Source organism: Caulobacter sp. DWR3-1-2 (assembly GCF_049896225.1).
Classification (GTDB): domain Bacteria; phylum Pseudomonadota; class Alphaproteobacteria; order Caulobacterales; family Caulobacteraceae; genus Caulobacter.
This window is the reverse complement of record NZ_JAFCTW010000013.1, coordinates 26535-44148: the sequence shown is the minus strand read 5'-3', so window position 1 is coordinate 44148 and position 17614 is coordinate 26535. Positions and strand designations below refer to the sequence as shown.

22 protein-coding genes are annotated in these 17614 nt (G+C 67.3%); 16 read left to right on the top strand and 6 right to left on the bottom strand.

What is annotated here, in order from left to right:
* The first annotated feature begins 13 nt into the window (after nt 1–13).
* From ACP696_RS16675 to ACP696_RS16665, 3 genes are read left to right on the top strand one after another with little or no spacing between them, the layout of a single operon-like run.
* Nucleotides 14–478: an HlyD family efflux transporter periplasmic adaptor subunit gene (locus ACP696_RS16675; protein ID WP_426044060.1), complete on the top strand. Its 465-nt coding sequence runs from the start codon at nt 14–16 to the stop codon at nt 476–478.
* Nucleotides 475–1173, top strand: coding sequence for a hypothetical protein (locus ACP696_RS16670; RefSeq protein WP_426013359.1), 699 nt, complete (start codon nt 475–477; stop codon nt 1171–1173). The genes ACP696_RS16675 and ACP696_RS16670 overlap by 4 nt, the downstream gene beginning before the upstream one ends.
* 4 nt (nt 1174–1177) lie before the next feature.
* Nucleotides 1178–1474 carry a hypothetical protein gene (locus ACP696_RS16665; protein ID WP_426044059.1) on the top strand — a complete coding sequence of 99 codons (297 nt, stop codon included), beginning with the start codon at nt 1178–1180 and terminating at the stop codon, nt 1472–1474.
* 103 nt (nt 1475–1577) lie between these two features.
* Here the strand turns inward: ACP696_RS16665 and ACP696_RS16660 are convergent, their stop codons facing one another.
* Both ACP696_RS16660 and xth read right to left on the bottom strand, forming a co-directional pair.
* On the bottom strand, nt 1578–2408 hold the full coding sequence (locus ACP696_RS16660) for a hypothetical protein (RefSeq protein WP_426044058.1): 831 nt from the start codon (nt 2406–2408) through the stop codon (nt 1578–1580).
* 44 nt (nt 2409–2452) lie between these two features.
* Entirely contained in the window at nt 2453–3247 is a 795-nt protein-coding gene (xth, locus tag ACP696_RS16655) for an exodeoxyribonuclease III (RefSeq protein WP_426044057.1), read from the bottom strand.
* 36 nt (nt 3248–3283) lie between these two features.
* Here xth and ACP696_RS16650 point away from each other — a divergent pair, with 36 nt between their 5' ends.
* Nucleotides 3284–3622, top strand: a complete 339-nt coding sequence (locus ACP696_RS16650) for a hypothetical protein (protein WP_426044056.1) — start codon at nt 3284–3286, stop codon at nt 3620–3622.
* Between the two features lie 7 nt (nt 3623–3629).
* Here ACP696_RS16650 and ACP696_RS16645 read toward each other — a convergent pair whose 3' ends face one another.
* The gene (locus tag ACP696_RS16645) at nt 3630–3941 is read right to left on the bottom strand and encodes a hypothetical protein (RefSeq protein ID WP_426031138.1); all 312 of its coding nucleotides are present in this window, start codon (nt 3939–3941) and stop codon (nt 3630–3632) included.
* 151 nt (nt 3942–4092) lie between these two features.
* The gene (locus ACP696_RS16640) at nt 4093–4425 is read right to left on the bottom strand and encodes a HesB/IscA family protein (RefSeq protein ID WP_426013350.1); all 333 of its coding nucleotides are present in this window, start codon (nt 4423–4425) and stop codon (nt 4093–4095) included.
* Nucleotides 4426–4503: 78 nt separating this feature from the next.
* Here ACP696_RS16640 and ACP696_RS16635 point away from each other — a divergent pair, with 78 nt between their 5' ends.
* From ACP696_RS16635 to ACP696_RS16580, 12 genes are all read left to right on the top strand, one after another.
* Entirely contained in the window at nt 4504–5688 is a 1185-nt protein-coding gene (locus ACP696_RS16635; RefSeq protein WP_426044055.1) for a deoxyguanosinetriphosphate triphosphohydrolase, read from the top strand.
* Between the two features lie 113 nt (nt 5689–5801).
* Nucleotides 5802–6632 carry an SPOR domain-containing protein gene (locus tag ACP696_RS16630; RefSeq protein WP_426044054.1) on the top strand — a complete coding sequence of 277 codons (831 nt, stop codon included), beginning with the start codon at nt 5802–5804 and terminating at the stop codon, nt 6630–6632.
* A 13-nt stretch (nt 6633–6645) separates the two neighbouring features.
* Nucleotides 6646–7671 (top strand): beta-N-acetylhexosaminidase, encoded by a 1026-nt coding sequence (nagZ, locus tag ACP696_RS16625; RefSeq protein ID WP_426044053.1) that lies wholly within the window; start codon nt 6646–6648, stop codon nt 7669–7671.
* Nucleotides 7668–8492, top strand: coding sequence for a segregation and condensation protein A (locus ACP696_RS16620; RefSeq protein ID WP_426013344.1), 825 nt, complete (start codon nt 7668–7670; stop codon nt 8490–8492). Before nagZ ends, ACP696_RS16620 begins: the two co-directional genes overlap by 4 nt.
* Before the next feature lie 152 nt (nt 8493–8644).
* Complete coding sequence (gene scpB / locus ACP696_RS16615) at nt 8645–9292, top strand: SMC-Scp complex subunit ScpB (protein ID WP_426044052.1); 648 nt, start codon at nt 8645–8647, stop codon at nt 9290–9292.
* A gap of 112 nt (nt 9293–9404) precedes the next feature.
* The gene (locus tag ACP696_RS16610; protein WP_426013340.1) at nt 9405–9629 is read left to right on the top strand and encodes a twin-arginine translocase TatA/TatE family subunit; all 225 of its coding nucleotides are present in this window, start codon (nt 9405–9407) and stop codon (nt 9627–9629) included.
* Between the two features lie 135 nt (nt 9630–9764).
* Nucleotides 9765–10376, top strand: coding sequence for a Sec-independent protein translocase protein TatB (tatB, locus tag ACP696_RS16605; protein ID WP_426044051.1), 612 nt, complete (start codon nt 9765–9767; stop codon nt 10374–10376).
* Nucleotides 10373–11275 (top strand): twin-arginine translocase subunit TatC, encoded by a 903-nt coding sequence (gene tatC, locus ACP696_RS16600; RefSeq protein ID WP_426013337.1) that lies wholly within the window; start codon nt 10373–10375, stop codon nt 11273–11275. The genes tatB and tatC overlap by 4 nt, the downstream gene beginning before the upstream one ends.
* A gap of 97 nt (nt 11276–11372) precedes the next feature.
* The gene (serS, locus tag ACP696_RS16595; protein WP_426044050.1) at nt 11373–12824 is read left to right on the top strand and encodes a serine--tRNA ligase; all 1452 of its coding nucleotides are present in this window, start codon (nt 11373–11375) and stop codon (nt 12822–12824) included.
* Nucleotides 12825–12924: 100 nt separating this feature from the next.
* Nucleotides 12925–13734, top strand: a complete 810-nt coding sequence (surE, locus tag ACP696_RS16590) for a 5'/3'-nucleotidase SurE (protein ID WP_426044049.1) — start codon at nt 12925–12927, stop codon at nt 13732–13734.
* On the top strand, nt 13734–14390 hold the full coding sequence (locus ACP696_RS16585) for a protein-L-isoaspartate(D-aspartate) O-methyltransferase (RefSeq protein WP_426013783.1): 657 nt from the start codon (nt 13734–13736) through the stop codon (nt 14388–14390). Before surE ends, ACP696_RS16585 begins: the two co-directional genes overlap by 1 nt.
* Before the next feature lie 101 nt (nt 14391–14491).
* Nucleotides 14492–16399 (top strand): LysM peptidoglycan-binding domain-containing protein, encoded by a 1908-nt coding sequence (locus tag ACP696_RS16580; protein ID WP_426013331.1) that lies wholly within the window; start codon nt 14492–14494, stop codon nt 16397–16399.
* A gap of 146 nt (nt 16400–16545) precedes the next feature.
* Here ACP696_RS16580 and ACP696_RS16575 read toward each other — a convergent pair whose 3' ends face one another.
* Complete coding sequence (locus tag ACP696_RS16575) at nt 16546–16794, bottom strand: hypothetical protein (RefSeq protein ID WP_426013330.1); 249 nt, start codon at nt 16792–16794, stop codon at nt 16546–16548.
* Between the two features lie 18 nt (nt 16795–16812).
* Nucleotides 16813–17614, bottom strand: an 802-nt coding sequence (locus ACP696_RS16570) for an ATP-binding protein (protein WP_426044048.1), incomplete at its 5' end; no start/stop codon positions are given.

Below are 17614 nucleotides of genomic sequence, written 5' to 3'. Positions count from 1 at the left end.
GGAAAATGAGTGTGTGTCCCCAAAGGCACTGACCGCCCCGGTCGGCGGCATCGTCCAGGCGGTGGCGGTGACTACACTCGGCGAGGTGGCCGAGACCGGCAAGCCGATCGTCACCCTGGTGGCCGACGGCGAGGCCCTGGTGGTCGAGGCCCTCGTTTTGGGCCGCGACATCGGCTTCGTCCATGCCGGCGACCGCGCCGTCGTCAAGCTGGAGGCCTATCCGTTCACCCGCTACGGCACGCTGAGCGGCCAGGTCATCCAGGTCTCGCCGGACGCCATCGTCGATGAAAAAAGAGGCTTGGTGTTTCCCGTCAGGGTGAAGCTGTCACGGGCGCGACTTACGGTTGACGGCCGCCAAGCTTTGCTGTCGGCTGGCATGAGCGCTTCGGTGGAGATCGTGACGGGGAAACGGCGGGTGATTGATTTCGTGTGGTCGCCAGTGGCGAAGACGGTGAGTGAGGCGGGGAGAGAACGATGAAGAACAGGATCAGCGCCCGCGCGCGCTTCCGGATTTGCCTGTCGCTGGTCGGCCTGTTCGTCACGATCGTCGATCAGGCCGACGCGGGCGTCAGTCGCGGGACCTGCGCGAACCTGCTGGAGCGGAGTGTCAGGGTAATGGACGACACAAGCCTCGTCCTGGCCGCCGAGGCCGAAATCCGGGATGACATGAATATCTACAGGTCCTCGCAGGCCGCGACCGTGGCGGCGGAGCAGGTGCAGAGGTATCTTCGGACCTGCGCTCCCTCCGAGGCCGGGAAGGCCCGCCTGCGGGCGAGTTCGTCGCATCTATCGAATCTCGCCCTCGACAGATCGTCGGGTTCGTACCGGCTTGATCCGGCCCGAACCTACCTGCCGCTCTACATCGAGATGTTGCTCGGCGATCGTGGACCCATCACCGCCACGCTGCGCGATCGGCCCGAACGCGTCTTCATCGACAACGAGACGCCGGTGACCTGGTCGGCCAGCCGCGCGCCGACCGACGTCGCCAACCTCGACCACAGGGCCATCCTCGCGAACGCCTACGCCGTTTGCGTGGCCTATCCGCGACGGTTCGGCCGGATCATGGCCGACTTCGGATATGCCGACTTCCTCTCCGGGCAAGCCAGACGCGAAGTCCAGGCCCTGCCCAACCGCGCCTTCTCGACCTGCATCGCCACCTTGGTGAAGGGATAGGATCATGGGTTTCAACCGCCTGCCGGACGGCCGCCTGATCGGTTCCTGGAAGGGCACGAACACGACGTGGATCTCGGGAAACATATCCTCGAACTCCGGCGGCGCGTGGACCGGGGTGAGATCGGTCGTGCCGACCTGCACGTCCTACAACGAGTGGGTGACGGGCGTCGTCTTCACCAACGCGGCAGGACAGACGCAGACGGCGAACATCCATGTGGTCGGCTTCAGGACCTCGGGCGTCGCCATCGCCGAGCAGATTATTCGCTCCGTCGCCGCAGGCAGCAACTTCCCCGGGAAATAGGGACAGGAAATAGGGACACACACCCTTTAAAAGCGAGCCCCCAAAGCACCCTTGAGTGGGGCGCTCCACACCGATCGTCTCCAGGTCGCCGTTGCCTGCGCCCTCAGTCCTCCAGATCAAACGGCAACTCGTCCTGGTCGCCCTTGGGCGGGCGGGGTGTGGCCTTGGAGACAGGTTTGTAGGGCTTGTCCATCACTAGAGGCGGCTCGTCGAGGTCGTCGTCCCAAGGCGCTTCAATCGGATCGGCGGTGGTGTCGATCTCGTCGAACAGCGGGGCGGTGGTCGTGGCGGCCACGGCCTCGTGCGCGGGCTGGTAGGGCTTGGGCGACGGAGCGGGTACGGGCCGAGCGATCTCCGGCTCGGCCAGCGGGCGCGACGGCCTGGCCGGCTGCAGTTGGGCCTTCGGGGCCAACGGCCGGCGGACGATGGCGTCGGCGCGCAGCAGCCAGCGGTTGGCTTCCTGGATGGCGTCGGCCGGTGAGCGGGTCTCGCGGCGCGCCTGGTCGCCGTCCAGCCACAGGTCGAGCTCGAAGTCGGGATGGCGCGGATCGTCGAAGATCAGTTTCAGCGTCACCTGTGCAGCCTGTTGCACGATCTGGTCGATGGCGCGGCGCTGCTCGCCCCGGAAAACGCGGCCGATCACCTGGCCATCCACCGCCAGTTCCGCGCCCATCAGTTCGTCGATGCGGTAGATCAGGCACCAGGCGCCGCTGTCCCAGGCAACGGCGGCCTGGTTGGTGGAGAAGTTGAAACCCGCCCCGCGACCGCGCCCCCGCGCGATGATCACCGTCTCCGGCGCGCCCTTCAGCACGTGGCGCAGGGACCGGCGGATGCGGCGGTCCTCGTCAATGAACCAGATCGCGGCGCTGCCCATGAACGTGACGGCCGAGGCCGAGATCGTCACCAACAGCATAAGACGCCAGAGTTCGCTCATGAGATCAGGCTAGCGAGAGTCCGGGTTTGGGAACAGGGCGAAGACTAGAGCGAAAGCTCGACCACGACCGGAACGTGGTCCGAAGGCTTCTCCTTGTCGCGCTCGTCGCGGTGGATCACCACGCCCTGAAGCTTGTCTGCGGCCTGGGGCGACAGCAGTAGGTGGTCGATGCGGATGCCCAGGTTTCGCGGCCAGGCGCCGGCCTGATAGTCCCAGAAGGTGTAGCCGTGCGGCGCGCCGTCGGCCTGCATATAGGCGTCGGTGAAGCCGAGGTTTTTCAGCGCGCGAAAGGCGCCCCGGCTTTCGGGACGAAATAGGGCGTCGTTCACCCAGGCCTCGGGGTTGGCGACGTCCTCGGGCTCGGGGATCACGTTGTAGTCGCCGGCGATAACCAGCGGCTCTTCCAAGGCTAGCAGGCGCTGGGCGTGGGCCTGAAGCCGGCGCATCCAGGCCAGCTTGTAGGTGAACTTCTCGGTATCGACCGGATTGCCGTTGGGCAGGTAGATGCCCGCTACGCGGAACGGGGTCGGCGCGCCGATCACCGCCTCGATATAGCGCGACTGCTCATCGACCTCGTCCTCGTCCTCGTTCCGGAAGGGCAGGCCGCGCCGCACATCCTCCATCGGATATTTCGAGAGCATGGCCACGCCGTTGTAGGTCTTCTGGCCGTGGACGGCCACGTTGTAGCCCAGGCGTTCGAAGCCCTCGACGGGGAACTTCTCGTCGACGCACTTGATCTCCTGCAGCACGGCCACGTCGGGCGAGGCCGATTCGAACCACTCCAGCACTCTTTCCAGGCGGGCGTTGACGGAATTGACGTTCCAGGTGGCGATACGCATTGACGGCTCCAGTCGGCGGCGGGAAGGCTAGGGCCCATGGCGAGCACGCTCAAGTCGGGGTTCCAGATTTCACGACGCGGCCGACTCTTGCTGCTGGTTCTGGCGACCGTGACCTGCTGCGCCTTGGCCGTGGCCGGCGCGGTGGCCGCCGTCTTCACGCCGCTGGTGTTCGACGCCCCGGGCGCCCTGCGCAATCCCATGGCCTGGATCGGTTTCGTGCTGGGGGCGAGCTTCTGGATCGTTTGCCTGCTGGCTCCACTACGCGCTTGGATCGAGTGGGGCAGGGGCCGCGAGCCGATCGCCTGGGCCGCGATGGCCGCGCCGCTGGCCTGGGGCGCGGCGGCGCTGGCGGTGCTGCAGTTCGTGCCGGCCTAGTGGGTCCTCAGCGCGGCGCCGCGCGAGAGGAGCCCACGGCTTGTCCAGCCTGGAAGGCCGATAGCAGATTGGCTTGAACGCTCATAACGAGGGCGGCGGACGCCAGGATGGAGGTGATCATTGTGATGACCACGGTCCATCGCGTGGCCTTGTTGTCGGCCTTGCTTTCAGATCTCAAGGAATTCACCTGCGCGATAAGACCATGGTCGCCGGTGATGATCTCGCCCAGCCGGTCGATCTTACCGATGAGTTCGACGAAACGCGTCTCGCTGCGCGCCTCTGCGGCTTCCAGTCTGGCTTCCGTCTCTTCGCGCGTCATGGCGTTCATCTTGCGACCGGGGCGCCTTGGTTTCAATTGGCTTTTCGATGTGGCCATGCCCTTGCCCGAGATGGGACCGACCTAGCGTTTATGATTTGTTCCAAACTCATAGCGTCACCCGAAGCGGTTCGCAATCGCTTGAGTTGAAGTATTAGATCGAGAAGCTGACGCCGCAGCCGCAGCTGGACTTGGCGTTGGGATTGCGGACCCGGAACTCGGCCCCGGCCAGCTCATCGACGAAATCGATTTCCGAGCCCTTCAACAGGGCCAAGGAGATCACGTCGACCAGGGCCGCCGCCCCGTCGCGCTCGACCCGCAGGTCGTCGGCGTCGGCGGCGTTGACCAGGTCGAACCGATACTGGAAGCCCGAGCACCCGCCGCCGTCGACGGCGACGCGCAGCATCACCGGATGGCCTTCGGCCTCCGAGATCGTATGCAGCCGGCGGGCGGCGTTGGGAGAAAGCGTAACGGAGGTGTCGGTCATGGCTGTGGAAAACCCGTGCTTGACCTATATGAGGGTGTCCGCGCCCCAGGGAAAGGGGGCGATCAGCAAAGGCCGCTCATGTCGTCGTCTCCGTTCATCGTTCCGCGCGCCCCCTATGCCGAGGATCCGTCCAAGTCGCGGGGCCGTCGCTTCCCCGAGGACGAGAGCCGCACGCGCACGTCGTTCGCCCGCGACCGCGACCGCATCATCCACACCTCGGCCTTCCGCCGGCTGAAGGAAAAAACCCAGGTGTTCGTCGCCCACGAGGGCGACAATTTCCGCACCCGTCTAACCCACTCGCTGGAAGTAGCCCAGGTCGCGCGCTCGCTGGCCACGGCCCTCGGGCTCGACAGCGACCTGGCCGAGACCATCGCCCTGGGCCACGACATCGGCCACCCGCCTTTCGGCCACGCCGGCGAGGACGAGCTTCAGGCCAGGATGGAGCCCTATGGCGGCTTCGACCACAACGTCCAGACCTTCCGCGTCGTCACCGAGCTGGAGCGCCGCTATCCGGACTTCGACGGCCTGAACCTGACCTGGGAAACCCTGGAAGGGCTCATCAAACACAACGGCCCCGTCATTGATAAACTCGGCAAGCCGTCGTGGAAGGCGATCGCCGACTATGACGGCGCGTATAATTTGGGCCTCAACACCTGGGCTTCGGCCGAGGCCCAGGTCGCGGCCCTGGCCGACGACATCGCCTATAACAATCACGACGTCGATGACGGGGTCGAGGCGGGGCTGTTCACCTTGGACGAACTGATGGACGTGCCGTTGATCGGTCCGATCCTGGCGGCTGTTCGCAGCGAGCGTCCGGACCTGGACCTGCGCTTGACCCGCCTGGAGGCCGTGCGGCGGATGATCGGCGCCATGGTTGATGACGTGATGGGCGAGACGCTGCAGCGCGCCGGCGCGAGCGGCGTGCAGACCGCCGACGAGGTGCGGGGCCTGGACCATGCCCTGGTGGCCTTCTCGGCCGACATGGCCGAGGATTTGGCGCGGCTTCGTCAGTTCCTGCATGCCCGGATGTACCGTCATTGGCGCGTCAATCGGACTCGTAGCCAGGCGCGCCGTATTCTGGCCGAGATGTTCAGCCTGTTCTTGGCCGAGCCCGACGTTCTGCCGTCGGAATGGTTCGCCCGGTCGCAGAATTGTGACGAGGCCGGCCGCGCCCGCGTGGTCTGCGACTACATCGCGGGCATGACCGACCGTTTCGCCATCGAAGAGCACCGAAAACTGTTCCAGCTGGAAGTCTGGAACTAGCCCGGCGCCTGCTGACGGTTCTGCGTAAGCTCGGGCTTGGTTAGACTATCGAGCGCGCGCGTCTGATTCGCTGTCGGCGATCCGCGCGCTGGAATACTGGAGCTTCGACGCGAATGTCCGATCCCCACCGCGGCGCCTATACGCCGCCTACCGATGCGCCGCTCTCGTTCGACGCGCGCCAGCCGGTTCGCGGTTCGCGGCCCCTGCCCATGACCCTGATCCTCAGCGCCGTGGTCCTGGCCACCCTGGTGGTCGCGGTGCTGCTGATCTATCGCGGCGGAGTCCGGGGCGCCAATGAGCCGCCGCGCACGGTGGGCGAACCGGTGGCGTCGATCAAGACGACCCCGCCAGCCGGGGCCGCCCAGCCCACCGATCCGGCCTCCGGTCTGCAGATCTACAAGAACGAACAGGCCGAGCCTTCGCCGACCTTCGCCGCCGCCCCGGAAGCGCCGATGGCTCGTCCGGCCGCGCCGCCCCCGACCACGCCCGTGCAGGCCGCGACCCTGGCTCCGGCCAAGACCCCTCCGGTCGGCCCCAACGCGCCGGTCTCGGCGACGCCGGCCGCCAAGCCGAGCCGCGCGCCCAGCATCGAGAGCCTGGCCACGGCCGCCGTCGCGCCCAAGGCAGGGTCCGTCGCCGCAAGGCCGGTCCAGGCCGCGTCAGCCAAGCCCGTCACCGCGCCGGCCACGATCACCGCAGCCGGCGGCCCGGCCAGCGTGCAGATCGGCGCCCTGTCCTCGACCGCCTTGGCAGACAAGGCCTGGTCCGACGCCGCACGCATCGCGCCCGGCATGGCGGCCGGCAAGGGCAAGCGGGTGGAAGCGATCGACAAGAACGGCGCGACCCTCTACCGCACCGCCGTCACCGGTTTCGCGAGCCGAGCCGAGGCCAAGGCCTTTTGCGACGCCCTGACCGCCGCCGGCAAATCCTGCTTCGTGAAGTAGGGGAGGCGCGCGCTTGGCCAGCTTTTCCGCCGCCATTCTCGGCTGTGCCGGGACCACCCTGACGACGGAAGAAGCCGCCTTCTTCCGTGACGTGAAGCCCTGGGGCTTCATCCTGTTCAAGCGCAATATCGCCGATCCCGATCAGGTGCGAGCCCTGACCGCCGCCCTCCGCGAGACGGTGGGCCGCCCCGACGCCCCGATCCTGATCGACCAGGAGGGCGGCCGCGTCGCTCGTCTGGGCGCGCCGCACTGGAAAACGTATCCGCCGGGCCGGTCATACGGAGCGCTGGTGGCCAACGATCCGCTGGTGGCGCGTGAGATCACCCGCCTGGGCGCGCGACTGATCGCCCACGACCTGTTGTCGCTGGGCGTCAATGTCGATTGCGTGCCGGTGCTGGACGTGCCCGATCCGCTGGGCCATGAGATCATCGGCGACCGCGCCTATGGCGATACGCCCGAGCAGGTGGCCACCCTGGGCCGCGCCGCAGCCGAGGGCCTGCTGGCCGGCGGCGTGCTGCCGATCATCAAGCACATCCCCGGCCACGGCCGCGCCATGAGCGACAGTCACCTGGAGCTGCCGGTGGTCAAGGCCAAGCTGGCCGAGCTGGACTCCCGCGACTTCGCGCCGTTCCGCGTGTTGTCGGACATGCCGATGGCGATGACCGCCCACGTCGTCTACACGGCCATCGACCGCCGCCGTCCGGCCACCACGTCACGTAAGGCCATCAAGAAGATCATTCGGGAATCCATTGGCTTCGACGGACTTCTGATGAGCGATGACCTGTCGATGAAGGCCCTATCGGGCGACTTCAAGCAGCGGGCCAAGGACAGCCTGTCGGCCGGCTGCGACGTGGTTCTGCACTGCAATGGCGACATGGCCGAGATGCGGGCCGTGATGTCCGGCGTCGGCCGCCCGTCCACCAACGCCAGGCGCCGGATCCAGGCGGTGATGGGCCGGCTGGTCAAGGTTCCCGAGCCGCTGGACGTCGCGCAGGCCCGAGCCCGCTTCGACGCGGCCTTCAACGGCGAATTTGCGTGAACACGGGCTTCCAGCCCACGTTAGACTTCGAGGCCGCCGATCACGCGGCGGAGGACGGCGCGGCCCTGGTCATCGACATCGACGGCTACGAAGGCCCGCTGCACGTGCTGCTGGCCCTGGCGCGCAGCCAGAAGGTCGATCTGCTGCAGCTGTCGATCACCAAGCTGGCCGAGCAATATCTGGCCTTCGTGCAGCAGGCCCGCCGCGTGCGCTTCTCGCTGGCCGCCGACTATCTGGTGATGGCCGCCTGGCTGGCCTATCTCAAGTCCCGCCTGCTGCTGCCCAAGCCCGAACGCCCCAAGGCCGAGGAGCCGCCGGCCGAGGAGATGGCCGCCCAGCTGGCCTTCCGCCTGGCCAAGCTGGATGTCATGCGCCAGGCCGTCGAGGCGCTGAAGGACCGACCGCTGCTGAAGCGCGATGTCTTCATGCGCGGGGATCCGGAGGCTGTGAAGATCGTCTCCTCCACCCGCTTCGAGGGCGACCTCTACGCCCTGATGACCGCCTACATCACCCAGCGCAAACGCGAGCACGGCCGCCATTACGCTCCGCGCCCGCCCCAGGCCTATCCGCTGGAAGACGCCCGCGACCGCCTGCGCCGCCTGCTGCCCGAGATGCAGGACTGGACGACGCTGTCGGGCGTCGCGCCGGTCGATCGGTTCGAGCATGATCCCGAGGGGCCGAGCCCCGCCAGCTACCTGGCCTCGACCCTGGCGGCCAGCCTGGAGCTGGTGAAGGAGGGGATCCTGGAGGCCCGTCAGATGGAAGCATTCTCGGAGGTTTACCTGCGGACGCGGGCCGAGCCGTTGAAGGCCTTGGCGTGAGTGCGATCCGAAAAGTCCTCCCCCCGTGGGCCCCAGTGGGCCCCCGTGGGGGAGGCGGCGCGAAGGCGCCGGTGGGGGGGAGTGATCCCACGCCGGCCGGCTCCCCCCTCCGTCGGCTTCGCCGACACCTCCTCCACAGGGGAAGGACTTAGATGCTCGACCCTCTCCTAACCCAACGCTGCATCGAGGCTCTGCTGTTCGCGGCTGCCGAACCCCTGAGTTTCGACGACCTGGCCAAGCGCTTGCCCGAAGACGCGGACATCGGCGCGGCCTTGGCCGACCTGCACGCGCGCTATGCTGGCCGAGGTATCGAACTGGTCCAGGTGGCCGGCCGCTGGCGGTTCCAGACCGCCACCGACCTGGCCTTCCTGATGACCGAGGAGCGCGAGGAGCCGCGCCGGCTGTCCAAGGCCGCCCAGGAGACCCTGGCGATCATCGCCTATCACCAGCCCGTCACCCGGCCCGAGATCGAGGCCGTGCGCGGGGTCCAGGCCAGCCGCGGCACCCTGGACGTCTTGCTGGAGTTGGGCCTCGTGAAGATGCGGGGCCGTCGGCGTTCGCCGGGCCGGCCCGTGACCTTCGGCACCACGGACGCCTTCCTTGAGCATTATGGATTGGCGAATCTGGCTGACCTGCCGGGCATCGCCGAGATGCGGGCCGCAGGCCTGCTGTCACTGGACCTGCCGCCCGGCTTCTCGGTGCCCGACCCCATGGGCGTGCGTCCCGGCGAGGACGAAGACCCACTCGACGACGGCGACGAAGCGCCGGAATTCGCGCAGGATTTCCTAGGGGAAAGCTGACGGTCCGATTGGATTAGCTCCCCGCCTCGCGACCGCCTATATTGTCTGAAATATTGTGGTATGGCGTGCGGACGGCCCGTAGGGCCGCGTACGCGTAGGAGCACCAGCGATCATGGGTAGTTTGAGCATCTGGCATTGGCTGATCCTGGCCGCCATCGTCGCGATCTTCTTTGCGCGTCCCGGCAAGCTGTCGGGCATCATGGGCGACGCCGCCAAGGGCATCCGCGCCTTCAAGGACGGGCTGAAGGACGAGACCTCCGACGAGGTTGCGGCCAACAAGGCCACCGGCGCGCTGCCGCGCACCGAGGCCGAGAAGGAAGACCTGCGCAAGTCGTAGTCGATTTCCGGCGTGGCGCGACCCGCGTCGCCGCCATGTCGTCGCCCTCGCCTCGCGTTTGCGGGCGCTTTTCTTTGACACAGTCGCGGAGGCCGGGCTTTCCCCAGGCCGGAAACCGCTCTAAGGCCGGCGGCTATGCTTCCTGATATCGGTGGATCCGAACTGCTTGTCATCGCCGCGGTCGCCCTGATCGTGGTCGGGCCGAAGGACTTGCCCATCCTGATGCGCAAGATCGGGCAATTTCTCGCCAAGATGCGCGGCATGGCCTCTGAGTTTCGCGCCAGTTTCGACGAGATGGCTCGCCAGTCGGAACTCGACGAGCTGCGCAAGGAGGTCCAGGCCATGCGCTCGGGCCAATATACCCAGCCCTTCAAGGACGCCGCCGAAGCCGCCCGGGACGTGGGCCTGACCGAGACCTTCGCCGAGATCGACGCCAGCCTGGCTAGCGGGACGATGCAACCCTATCCAGGCGCCGCAGCGCCGCTGTCGCCACCGCCCGAACCGGAGCTGATCGAAGCGCCCAAACCGAGAGCGGTGAAGCCTAGGGCCTTGGCCAAGAGCGCGCCCAAGCCGACCGTCGAGATCAAGGCCAAGGCGGTCAAGGCCGCCGCCAGCGCCGCGCCAAAGCGCGCATCGGCCAAGGCCGTGGCCAAGGCGGCTCCAGCCAGGTCGGCGAAAGCCTCCACCGAGATCACCGCGCCCAAGCGGCCCCGCGCGCCCGTCAAGACATCGGATAGCGCCTCGTGAGCCAGGCCATCGGACACGACCCTGACGACTCCGAGATCGAGGCCTCGCGCGCCCCCCTGCTGGAGCATCTGGTCGAGCTGCGCACCCGCCTGATCATCTGCGTCGGCGCGCTGATCGTCGGCTTCGTCGCCTGTTTTGCCTTTGCTGGTAAGATCTTCCTGTTCCTGATCCATCCATTCGTGGTGGCCGAGACCCTGCGCACCGTGCAGCGGGCGGGCTCGCATCACGGGCCGTTCGACCTGCTGCTGGCCCTGACCGGCATCAAGCCGGTGCCCAAGGGCGCGATCATTCCCGACATCGCCCTGCAGGCCACCGCGCCGCTGGAGCAACTGTTCGCCAACATGAAGCTGGCGGCGTTCGGGGCGATCATCCTGACCTTCCCGATCATCGCCTGGCAGCTGTATCGCTTCGTCGCGCCGGGGCTGTATCGCAAGGAGCGCCATGCGTTCCTGCCGTTCCTGATCGCCTCGCCGGTGCTGTTCATGATGGGCGCGGCGCTGGTCTATTACATCATGCTGCCGTTCGTGCTGTGGTTCTCGCTGAACCAGCAGATCACGGGCGAGGGCGTCAAGGTGCTGCTGCAGCCCAAGGTGTCGGAATATCTGAGCCTGGTGACGACCCTGCTGCTGGCCTTTGGCCTGTCTTTCCAGCTACCGGTGGTGCTGACCCTGGCCGGGCTGGCCGGGTTGGTCAGTTCCAAGCTGCTGCGCACCGGCCGGCGCTACGCGATCGTTGGCGTGTTCCTGATCGCCGCCATCGTCACCCCGCCCGATCCCATCAGCCAGATCACCTTGGCGATCCCGCTGTGCCTGCTCTACGAGGTGTCGATCTGGTGTGTATGGCTGATCGAACGGCGGCGGGCGAAGGACGAGGCGGGTACGGACGTGGTGGCGGTCTAACCGCTCTTCCTGCCTTGCGCGCGGGAAGAGTGTTGGCGCCCCCGCCGACGCGCCTTAGAGAGGTCGTTTCTTAACGACCTGCCTCCGAGCGTTTCCGATGCACGACATCAAGGCCATCCGCGACAATCCCGAACCCTTCGAAGCCGCCTGGTCTGCCAAGGGCCGCTCGGGCGCGGCCGCCGAGGCGGTGGCGCTGGACGCTCAACTGCGGGCCTCGCAGAGGACGCTGCAAGAGGCCCAGGCCAAGCGCAACGACAACTCCAAGCTGATCGGCATGGCCAAGGCCAGGAAGGACGAGGCCGAGGCCGCGCGCCTGATGGCCGAGGTCGAGACGCTGAAGGGCGTGATGGCTGAAGCCGGCGGACGGGAAGGGATTGCTCTTCAACAACTGACGGATTTGCTGGCGGCCCTCCCAAACATCCCTGCCGCCGACGTGCCGCTGGGCGAGGACGAGGCTGGCAATGTCGAGATTCGCCGCTGGGGCGACGCGTCTAAACTGCCCGCCGGTCGCCTGAACAATCCCAAGGACCACGTCGATCTCGGCGCGGCCCTCGGCGGCATGGACTTCGAAGCCGCGGCCCGCATGAGCGGCGCGCGGTTCGTGGTGCTGAAGGGCCAGATCGCGCGGCTGGAACGGGCGCTGGGTCAGTTCATGCTGGATATGCAGACGGAGCAGCATGGCTATGTCGAGGTGTCGCCGCCGCTGCTGGTCAAGGATGAGGCGCTGTTCGGGACCGGGCAACTGCCGAAGTTTGTCGAAGATTTGTTCAAGGCTAGCTATCTAGATTTGGATCGCTTTTGGCCCGACTATGAAGCCGCACGAGATCAACAGTACGACGATTTCAAGAAAACCAACCCTTCAGCTGAAGTTCGTTCCGAAGTGAACTGGGCGCGGCAACAGGAATGGAAGAAGAAACTCTATTCGGACTATGGTGAAACGCGCTGGCTCATCCCCACCGCCGAAGTCTCCCTGACCAACATCGTCCGCGAGCAGATCACCGACGAGGCCGAGCTGCCGCTGCGGATGACCGCCCTGACCCCGTCGTTCCGCTCGGAAGCCGGGGCCAGCGGTCGCGACACGCGTGGCATGATACGCCAGCATCAGTTCTACAAGGTCGAGCTGGTGTCGATCACCACGCCCGACCAGTCCGACGATGAGCACGAGCGCATGGTCGGTTGCGCCGAGGCGGTGCTGAAGGCGCTGGAGCTGCCGTTCCGCACCATGCTGCTGTGCGCCGGCGACATGGGCTTCGGCGCGCGCAAGACCTATGACCTCGAGGTCTGGTTGCCATCGCAAAACACCTATCGCGAGATCAGCTCGTGCTCCAACTGCGGCGACTTCCAGGCTCGCCGCATGGACGCCCGCTTCAAGAAGGCCGGCGAGAAGGGCACGCAATACGTCCACACCCTGAACGGCTCGGGCCTGGCGGTTGGCCGCACCCTGGTGGCCGTGCTGGAGAACTATCAGGACGAGACGGGGCGGATCACCGTGCCGGAGGTGCTGGTGCCGTACATGGGTGGGGTGACACATATTGGGGGCGCTCAATGATTCCGCTCATCCCGGCGAATGCCGGGACCCAGATCCATCCTGAGCGGTTCGCGGGCTTCACCTGGGTCCCGGCATTCGCCGGGATGAGCGGTTTGTAGGAATGCGCATCCTGCTCACCAACGACGACGGCATCCACGCCCCAGGCCTTGAGAGCCTGGAGCGCATCGCGCGCGTGCTGTCGGACGACATCTGGATCTGCGCTCCGGAATACGAGCAGTCCGGCGCCGGCCGGGCCCTGACCCTGTCGGACCCCATCCGCGTGCGCCGCATCGACCCGCGCCGCTTCGCCGTCGAGGGTACGCCGACCGACTGCGTGTCAATGGCCGTGCAGCAGTTGATCGAGGGCGCCAAGCCGGATCTGGTGCTGTCGGGCGTCAACCGCGGCCAGAACCTGGCCGAGGATGTCACCCTGTCGGGCACCGTGGCCGCCGCCATCGAGGGCATGAGCCACGGCATCCGCTCGATCGCCCTGTCCCAGGCCATGACCTATTTCCACGACGAGGTCCTGGCCCACTGGGAGACCGCCGAGCATTTCGGGCCAGGCATCATCCAGCGCCTGCTAGAGATCGGCTGGCCCACCGACGTCATCATGAATGTCAACTTCCCCGCTGTTGCTCCCGAAAGCGTCACCGAGGTGGAGGTCACTCGTCAGGGCTTCCGCGACTCGCACATGCGGAGCATGGAAAAGCGGACCGACCTGCGCGGTCGCGACTATTACTGGACCGGCTTCGTCTCAACGCCGTCCGTCCCGGTGGAGGGCACCGACCTGAAAGCCGTCTATGAGGGCCGCATCTCGGTGACGCCGCTGCATATCGACCTGACCCACAACGTCACCGTCGCGGCGATGAAGGGCCTGCTCGGCGGTTCGCCGCCGCGCTGGGAGCCTACCCCGGCGGAAATGGGCGCGTGATGGTTCAGGCCAAGACCGACACGCCCGAGGCGCGGCTGAAAACCCTGATGGCCGCCTTGCGCGCCCAGGGCGTCACCGATCCCGCCGTGCTGACCGCCATCGAGAAGACCCCGCGCGACCTGTTCACGCCCGACCTGTTCAAGGAACGGTCGTGGGAAGATTCGGCCCTGCCGATCGCCTGCGGCCAGACCATCAGCCAGCCCTTCATCGTCGGCCTGATGACCCAGGCCCTGACGCTTGAGCCCCGCTGCCGGGTGCTGGAGATCGGCACCGGCTCCGGCTATCAGACCGCCGTGCTCAGCCGCGTTTCGCGCCTGGTCTATACGATCGAGCGCTACCGAACCCTGATGAAGGAGGCCGAGGCGCGCTTCGCGGTGCTCGGCCTGACCAATGTCATCACGAAATTTGGGGATGGATGGGACGGTTGGCCCAAGCAGGCTCCGTTTGACCGTATTCTGGTCACGGCCGCCGCTCAAGATGAGCCCGAGACTCTGCTGGCTCAACTGAAGCCCCAGGGCGTCCTGGTGGCGCCGGTGGGCAAGGGGCCGGTGCAGAGCCTTCGCCGCTATGCCGGCGACGGTAAGGGGGGCTTCACCGTTGAAGTCCTGTGCGATGTGCGTTTCGTCCCGATCCTGGACGGCGTCGCCCGCGAATAGCGCGGGGCGATGGTGTCGGGTTCTCGGCGCGGCGCGTGATGTTTAATGGTTGGTTTACCCTTGCGGCGGCGACTGAAGCCTCGCGAGGCAAAGGAGAGGCTATGCGGCAGTTGTGGACGCGCGCGGCGGTGATCGCCCTGACGGCTGGAACCCTCGCGGCCTGCGAAAGCACGGGCGGGGCGCAGTATCCGGTTCGTGACAGCGACGGTCGCGCCACGCCCAATTTCCCGATTGTCCAGGCCCCGATCGCCAACCAGCAGCCCGAGGGCCCGACGCTGGCTCCCGGCCAGGACCAACCCTTGTCCGGCATGTCCGCCCCCTCGCCGAGCGTCGGAGTGTCCAGCCAGTCGCTGCCGCCCGTGCCGTCTTACCAAGCCCCCCAGCCGCCGCCCGTCGAATACCGGCCGGCCCCGACGGCTGCCCGTCCCGTGGTGATCACCACCGTAGGTGGCCCCGTCGTCGCGATTCCTGGCCCGCCCAAGACCTACAAGGTCAAGGCCGGCGACAATATCGACGCCATCGCCCGCGGCCTCGACACCACCCGCGCGGATCTCGCCAAGGACAACGACCTCAAGTCGCCCTACCGCATCAGGCCCGGCCAAGTGCTGAAGGGGCCAGAGGGCAGGGACGTTAAGGCCTATCTGGTCCAGACGGGCGACACGATGTTCGCCATCGCCAAGCGTTTCTCGGTCACGGCCGCCGCCTTGGCCGACGAAAACGACCTGTCCTCCGGCGCCGCGATCAAGAAGGGCCAAAGGCTGCGCCTGCCGTCCGGCTACAAGGACAAGGGCCCGACCCGAACCACGGTGCTGCAGCCGGTCCCGCAAGGCGCGACCTCCACGCCCGGCCCGACCCGCGCGCCGGTCCAGACCAGTGCTCCGACCTATTCGCCTTCGGCCGCGACACCTTCGCGCATGACCGAAACCGTATCGGAGTCCGAGTCCGGGAGCGCGCCCGCTCGTTCGACCACGACCACCACGGTCAGCGTCACCGGGCCTGTCGTCGAGGTCGCCGGCCCGCGCCGCAGCTACACTGTCAAGTCGGGCGATGCGATCGACGCCATCGCCCGCGGCCTGGACACCACACGCGCCGACCTGGTCGAGGACAACAACCTCAAGGCGCCCTACCGCATCCAGCCCGGCCAGAAGCTCAAGGGCCCGGCGACCACGGCCAAGGCCTATGTCGCCAACAGCGGCGACACCCTGAGCAACATCGCCAAGCGCTTCAACGTCAAGCCGGCGGCCCTGGCCGACGAGAACGACATCAAGGTCGGCTCCACGATCAAAAAGGGTCAGAAGCTGCGCCTGCCGTCCGGCTACAAGGACAAGGGCCCGCTGAAGACCGTCGTGAAGACGGCCGCGCCCGCCGCGCCGCGTCCTGTTACGCCGCGCCCGGCCGCGCCGCCTCCGATCTATGTGCCTCCGGCCGCCGCCACGACCACCCCGCAGCCCTACATGCCTTCGGCCCCGCGCCCCTATACGCCGTCGCCCTCGCAGAGCTATCCGCGCCCGAGCGCACCCGTCGCGGCTCAGCCGGTCACCCCGCCGCCGTCGTCGGGCCAGATCATCGGCAGCAGCCCGCCGCCGACCGAGGCCGAGATCACCGCCGCCGGTCGTGGACGCTTCGTCTGGCCGCTGCAGGGCGTGACGATCTCCGACTTCGGCCCCAAGGGGACTGGCCAGCGCAATGACGGCGTCAATATCCGCGCCGCCGCCGGCACGCCGGTTCGCGCCGCCGCCGCCGGCGAGGTGGTCTATGCCGGCAACCAGGTGCCGGGTTTCGGCAATCTCGTCCTGGTCAAGCACAGCGACGGCTGGGTCACGGCCTATGCCCACCTGTCGACCACCGAGGTCAAGATGCGTCAGCAGGTCTCGCAAGGCGCCACCCTGGGCGCGGTCGGCCAGACAGGCGGCGTTACAGAACCGCAGTTGCACTTCGAGGTCCGCTACGCCCCGACGCCCAAGGACAAGGCGCGGCCGGTGGATCCGGGCCTGGTTCTGCCGCGCTAAACCCTTCCTCCGCCTGTGGGGGAGGTGTCGGCGAAGCCGACGGAGGGGGGAGGGATTGGCCGTCGGCTACACGCGCCGAAGATCCTGAAGCTCCCCCCACCGATCGCTGCGCGATCGCCTCCCCCACAGGGGGAGGAACGAGAGCCTCAATCCCCGCCGTTGCGCCACTTCCAGGGTTTGTCGCTCTTGCGCCACGCGATCCAGAGCAGAGGGATCGAAGGCGCGATGATCGCCGCAGCATAGGCCACAGGGTGGCTGACGCTGTAGGCCACGCCGAGCATCGAAATGGCCAGGATCAGGATGAGGAACACGGCCAGAACGGCCCAACCTTCCCAGCTGACCGGCAGGCCAGCGCCGTAGCCGAACCGTTTGACGCGAAACCAGGGCTTGCCCATGACGGGTCTCCGAAGGGGTTACGCGGGCAAGTTTACACCCAGCTCCCCGGCAAGGTCACGAATGAACTGCCACGCGACGCGGCCCGAGCGGGCGCCGCGGAGTTGCGACCACTGCAGGGCGCGGCGGTCGAGATTCTCCACCTTCAGCCCGAAGCGCTCGGCGTAGCCGTGAATGGCCAGCAGATAGGTCGGCTGGTCCATAGGCGGAAAGCCGATCCACAGGCCGAAGCGGTCGGAGACGCTCATCTCCTCCTCGGCATTCTCGGCGGAGGCGATCGCGCCCTGGGCCTCGACATGGTCGCGCGGCATCAGGTGGCGGCGGTTGGAGGTGGCGACGAACAGCACGTTTTCCGGCGGACCGGCCACGCCGCCTTCCAGCGCCGACTTCAAGGCCTTGGCCGCCGCAGCCCCATCCTCGAACGACAGGTCGTCGCACAGAACGACGAAACGCTCCGACCGCGTGCGCAAGGCGTCGAACAGGGGGGGCAGGGCTGTGACCTCGTCGCGATCGACCTCGACCAGCTTCAAGGCCGGATATTCCGCAGCCAGCACCATGAAGGCGGCCTTGGTCAGCGAACTCTTGCCCGTGCCGCGCACGCCCCACAGCAAAACGTGGTTGCACGGCAGGCCCACGGCGAAGCGGCGCAGGTTCTCTACGAAGCGATCCTTCTGCCGTTCCACACCGATCAGCAGGTCCAGCGCCATCGGATAGTCGGGGGCCGGTACGAAGGCGTGCGTCGGCGCCCCGGGGCGGAAAAGCCCCCCCGCGGGGCAGGGAGGCCGCCAGGGGGGGGGGGGGGCCCGGGCCGCCCAAGCCGGG

What these genes read in the sequence shown, in the direction of transcription:
- ACP696_RS16670 (WP_426013359.1), top strand. Translation starts at nt 475, where the DNA reads ATGAAGAACAGGATCAGCGCCCGCGCGCGCTTCCGGATTTGCCTGTCG.
- ACP696_RS16665 (WP_426044059.1), top strand. Translation starts at nt 1,178, where the DNA reads ATGGGTTTCAACCGCCTGCCGGACGGCCGCCTGATCGGTTCCTGGAAG.
- ACP696_RS16660 (WP_426044058.1), bottom strand. Translation starts at nt 2,408, where the DNA reads ATGAGCGAACTCTGGCGTCTTATGCTGTTGGTGACGATCTCGGCCTCG.
- xth (WP_426044057.1), bottom strand. Translation starts at nt 3,247, where the DNA reads ATGCGTATCGCCACCTGGAACGTCAATTCCGTCAACGCCCGCCTGGAA.
- ACP696_RS16650 (WP_426044056.1), top strand. Translation starts at nt 3,284, where the DNA reads ATGGCGAGCACGCTCAAGTCGGGGTTCCAGATTTCACGACGCGGCCGA.
- ACP696_RS16645 (WP_426031138.1), bottom strand. Translation starts at nt 3,941, where the DNA reads ATGACGCGCGAAGAGACGGAAGCCAGACTGGAAGCCGCAGAGGCGCGC.
- ACP696_RS16640 (WP_426013350.1), bottom strand. Translation starts at nt 4,425, where the DNA reads ATGACCGACACCTCCGTTACGCTTTCTCCCAACGCCGCCCGCCGGCTG.
- ACP696_RS16635 (WP_426044055.1), top strand. Translation starts at nt 4,504, where the DNA reads ATGTCGTCGTCTCCGTTCATCGTTCCGCGCGCCCCCTATGCCGAGGAT.
- ACP696_RS16630 (WP_426044054.1), top strand. Translation starts at nt 5,802, where the DNA reads ATGTCCGATCCCCACCGCGGCGCCTATACGCCGCCTACCGATGCGCCG.
- scpB (WP_426044052.1), top strand. Translation starts at nt 8,645, where the DNA reads ATGCTCGACCCTCTCCTAACCCAACGCTGCATCGAGGCTCTGCTGTTC.
- ACP696_RS16610 (WP_426013340.1), top strand. Translation starts at nt 9,405, where the DNA reads ATGGGTAGTTTGAGCATCTGGCATTGGCTGATCCTGGCCGCCATCGTC.
- tatB (WP_426044051.1), top strand. Translation starts at nt 9,765, where the DNA reads ATGCTTCCTGATATCGGTGGATCCGAACTGCTTGTCATCGCCGCGGTC.
- serS (WP_426044050.1), top strand. Translation starts at nt 11,373, where the DNA reads ATGCACGACATCAAGGCCATCCGCGACAATCCCGAACCCTTCGAAGCC.
- surE (WP_426044049.1), top strand. Translation starts at nt 12,925, where the DNA reads ATGCGCATCCTGCTCACCAACGACGACGGCATCCACGCCCCAGGCCTT.
- ACP696_RS16585 (WP_426013783.1), top strand. Translation starts at nt 13,734, where the DNA reads ATGGTTCAGGCCAAGACCGACACGCCCGAGGCGCGGCTGAAAACCCTG.
- ACP696_RS16580 (WP_426013331.1), top strand. Translation starts at nt 14,492, where the DNA reads ATGCGGCAGTTGTGGACGCGCGCGGCGGTGATCGCCCTGACGGCTGGA.
- ACP696_RS16575 (WP_426013330.1), bottom strand. Translation starts at nt 16,794, where the DNA reads ATGGGCAAGCCCTGGTTTCGCGTCAAACGGTTCGGCTACGGCGCTGGC.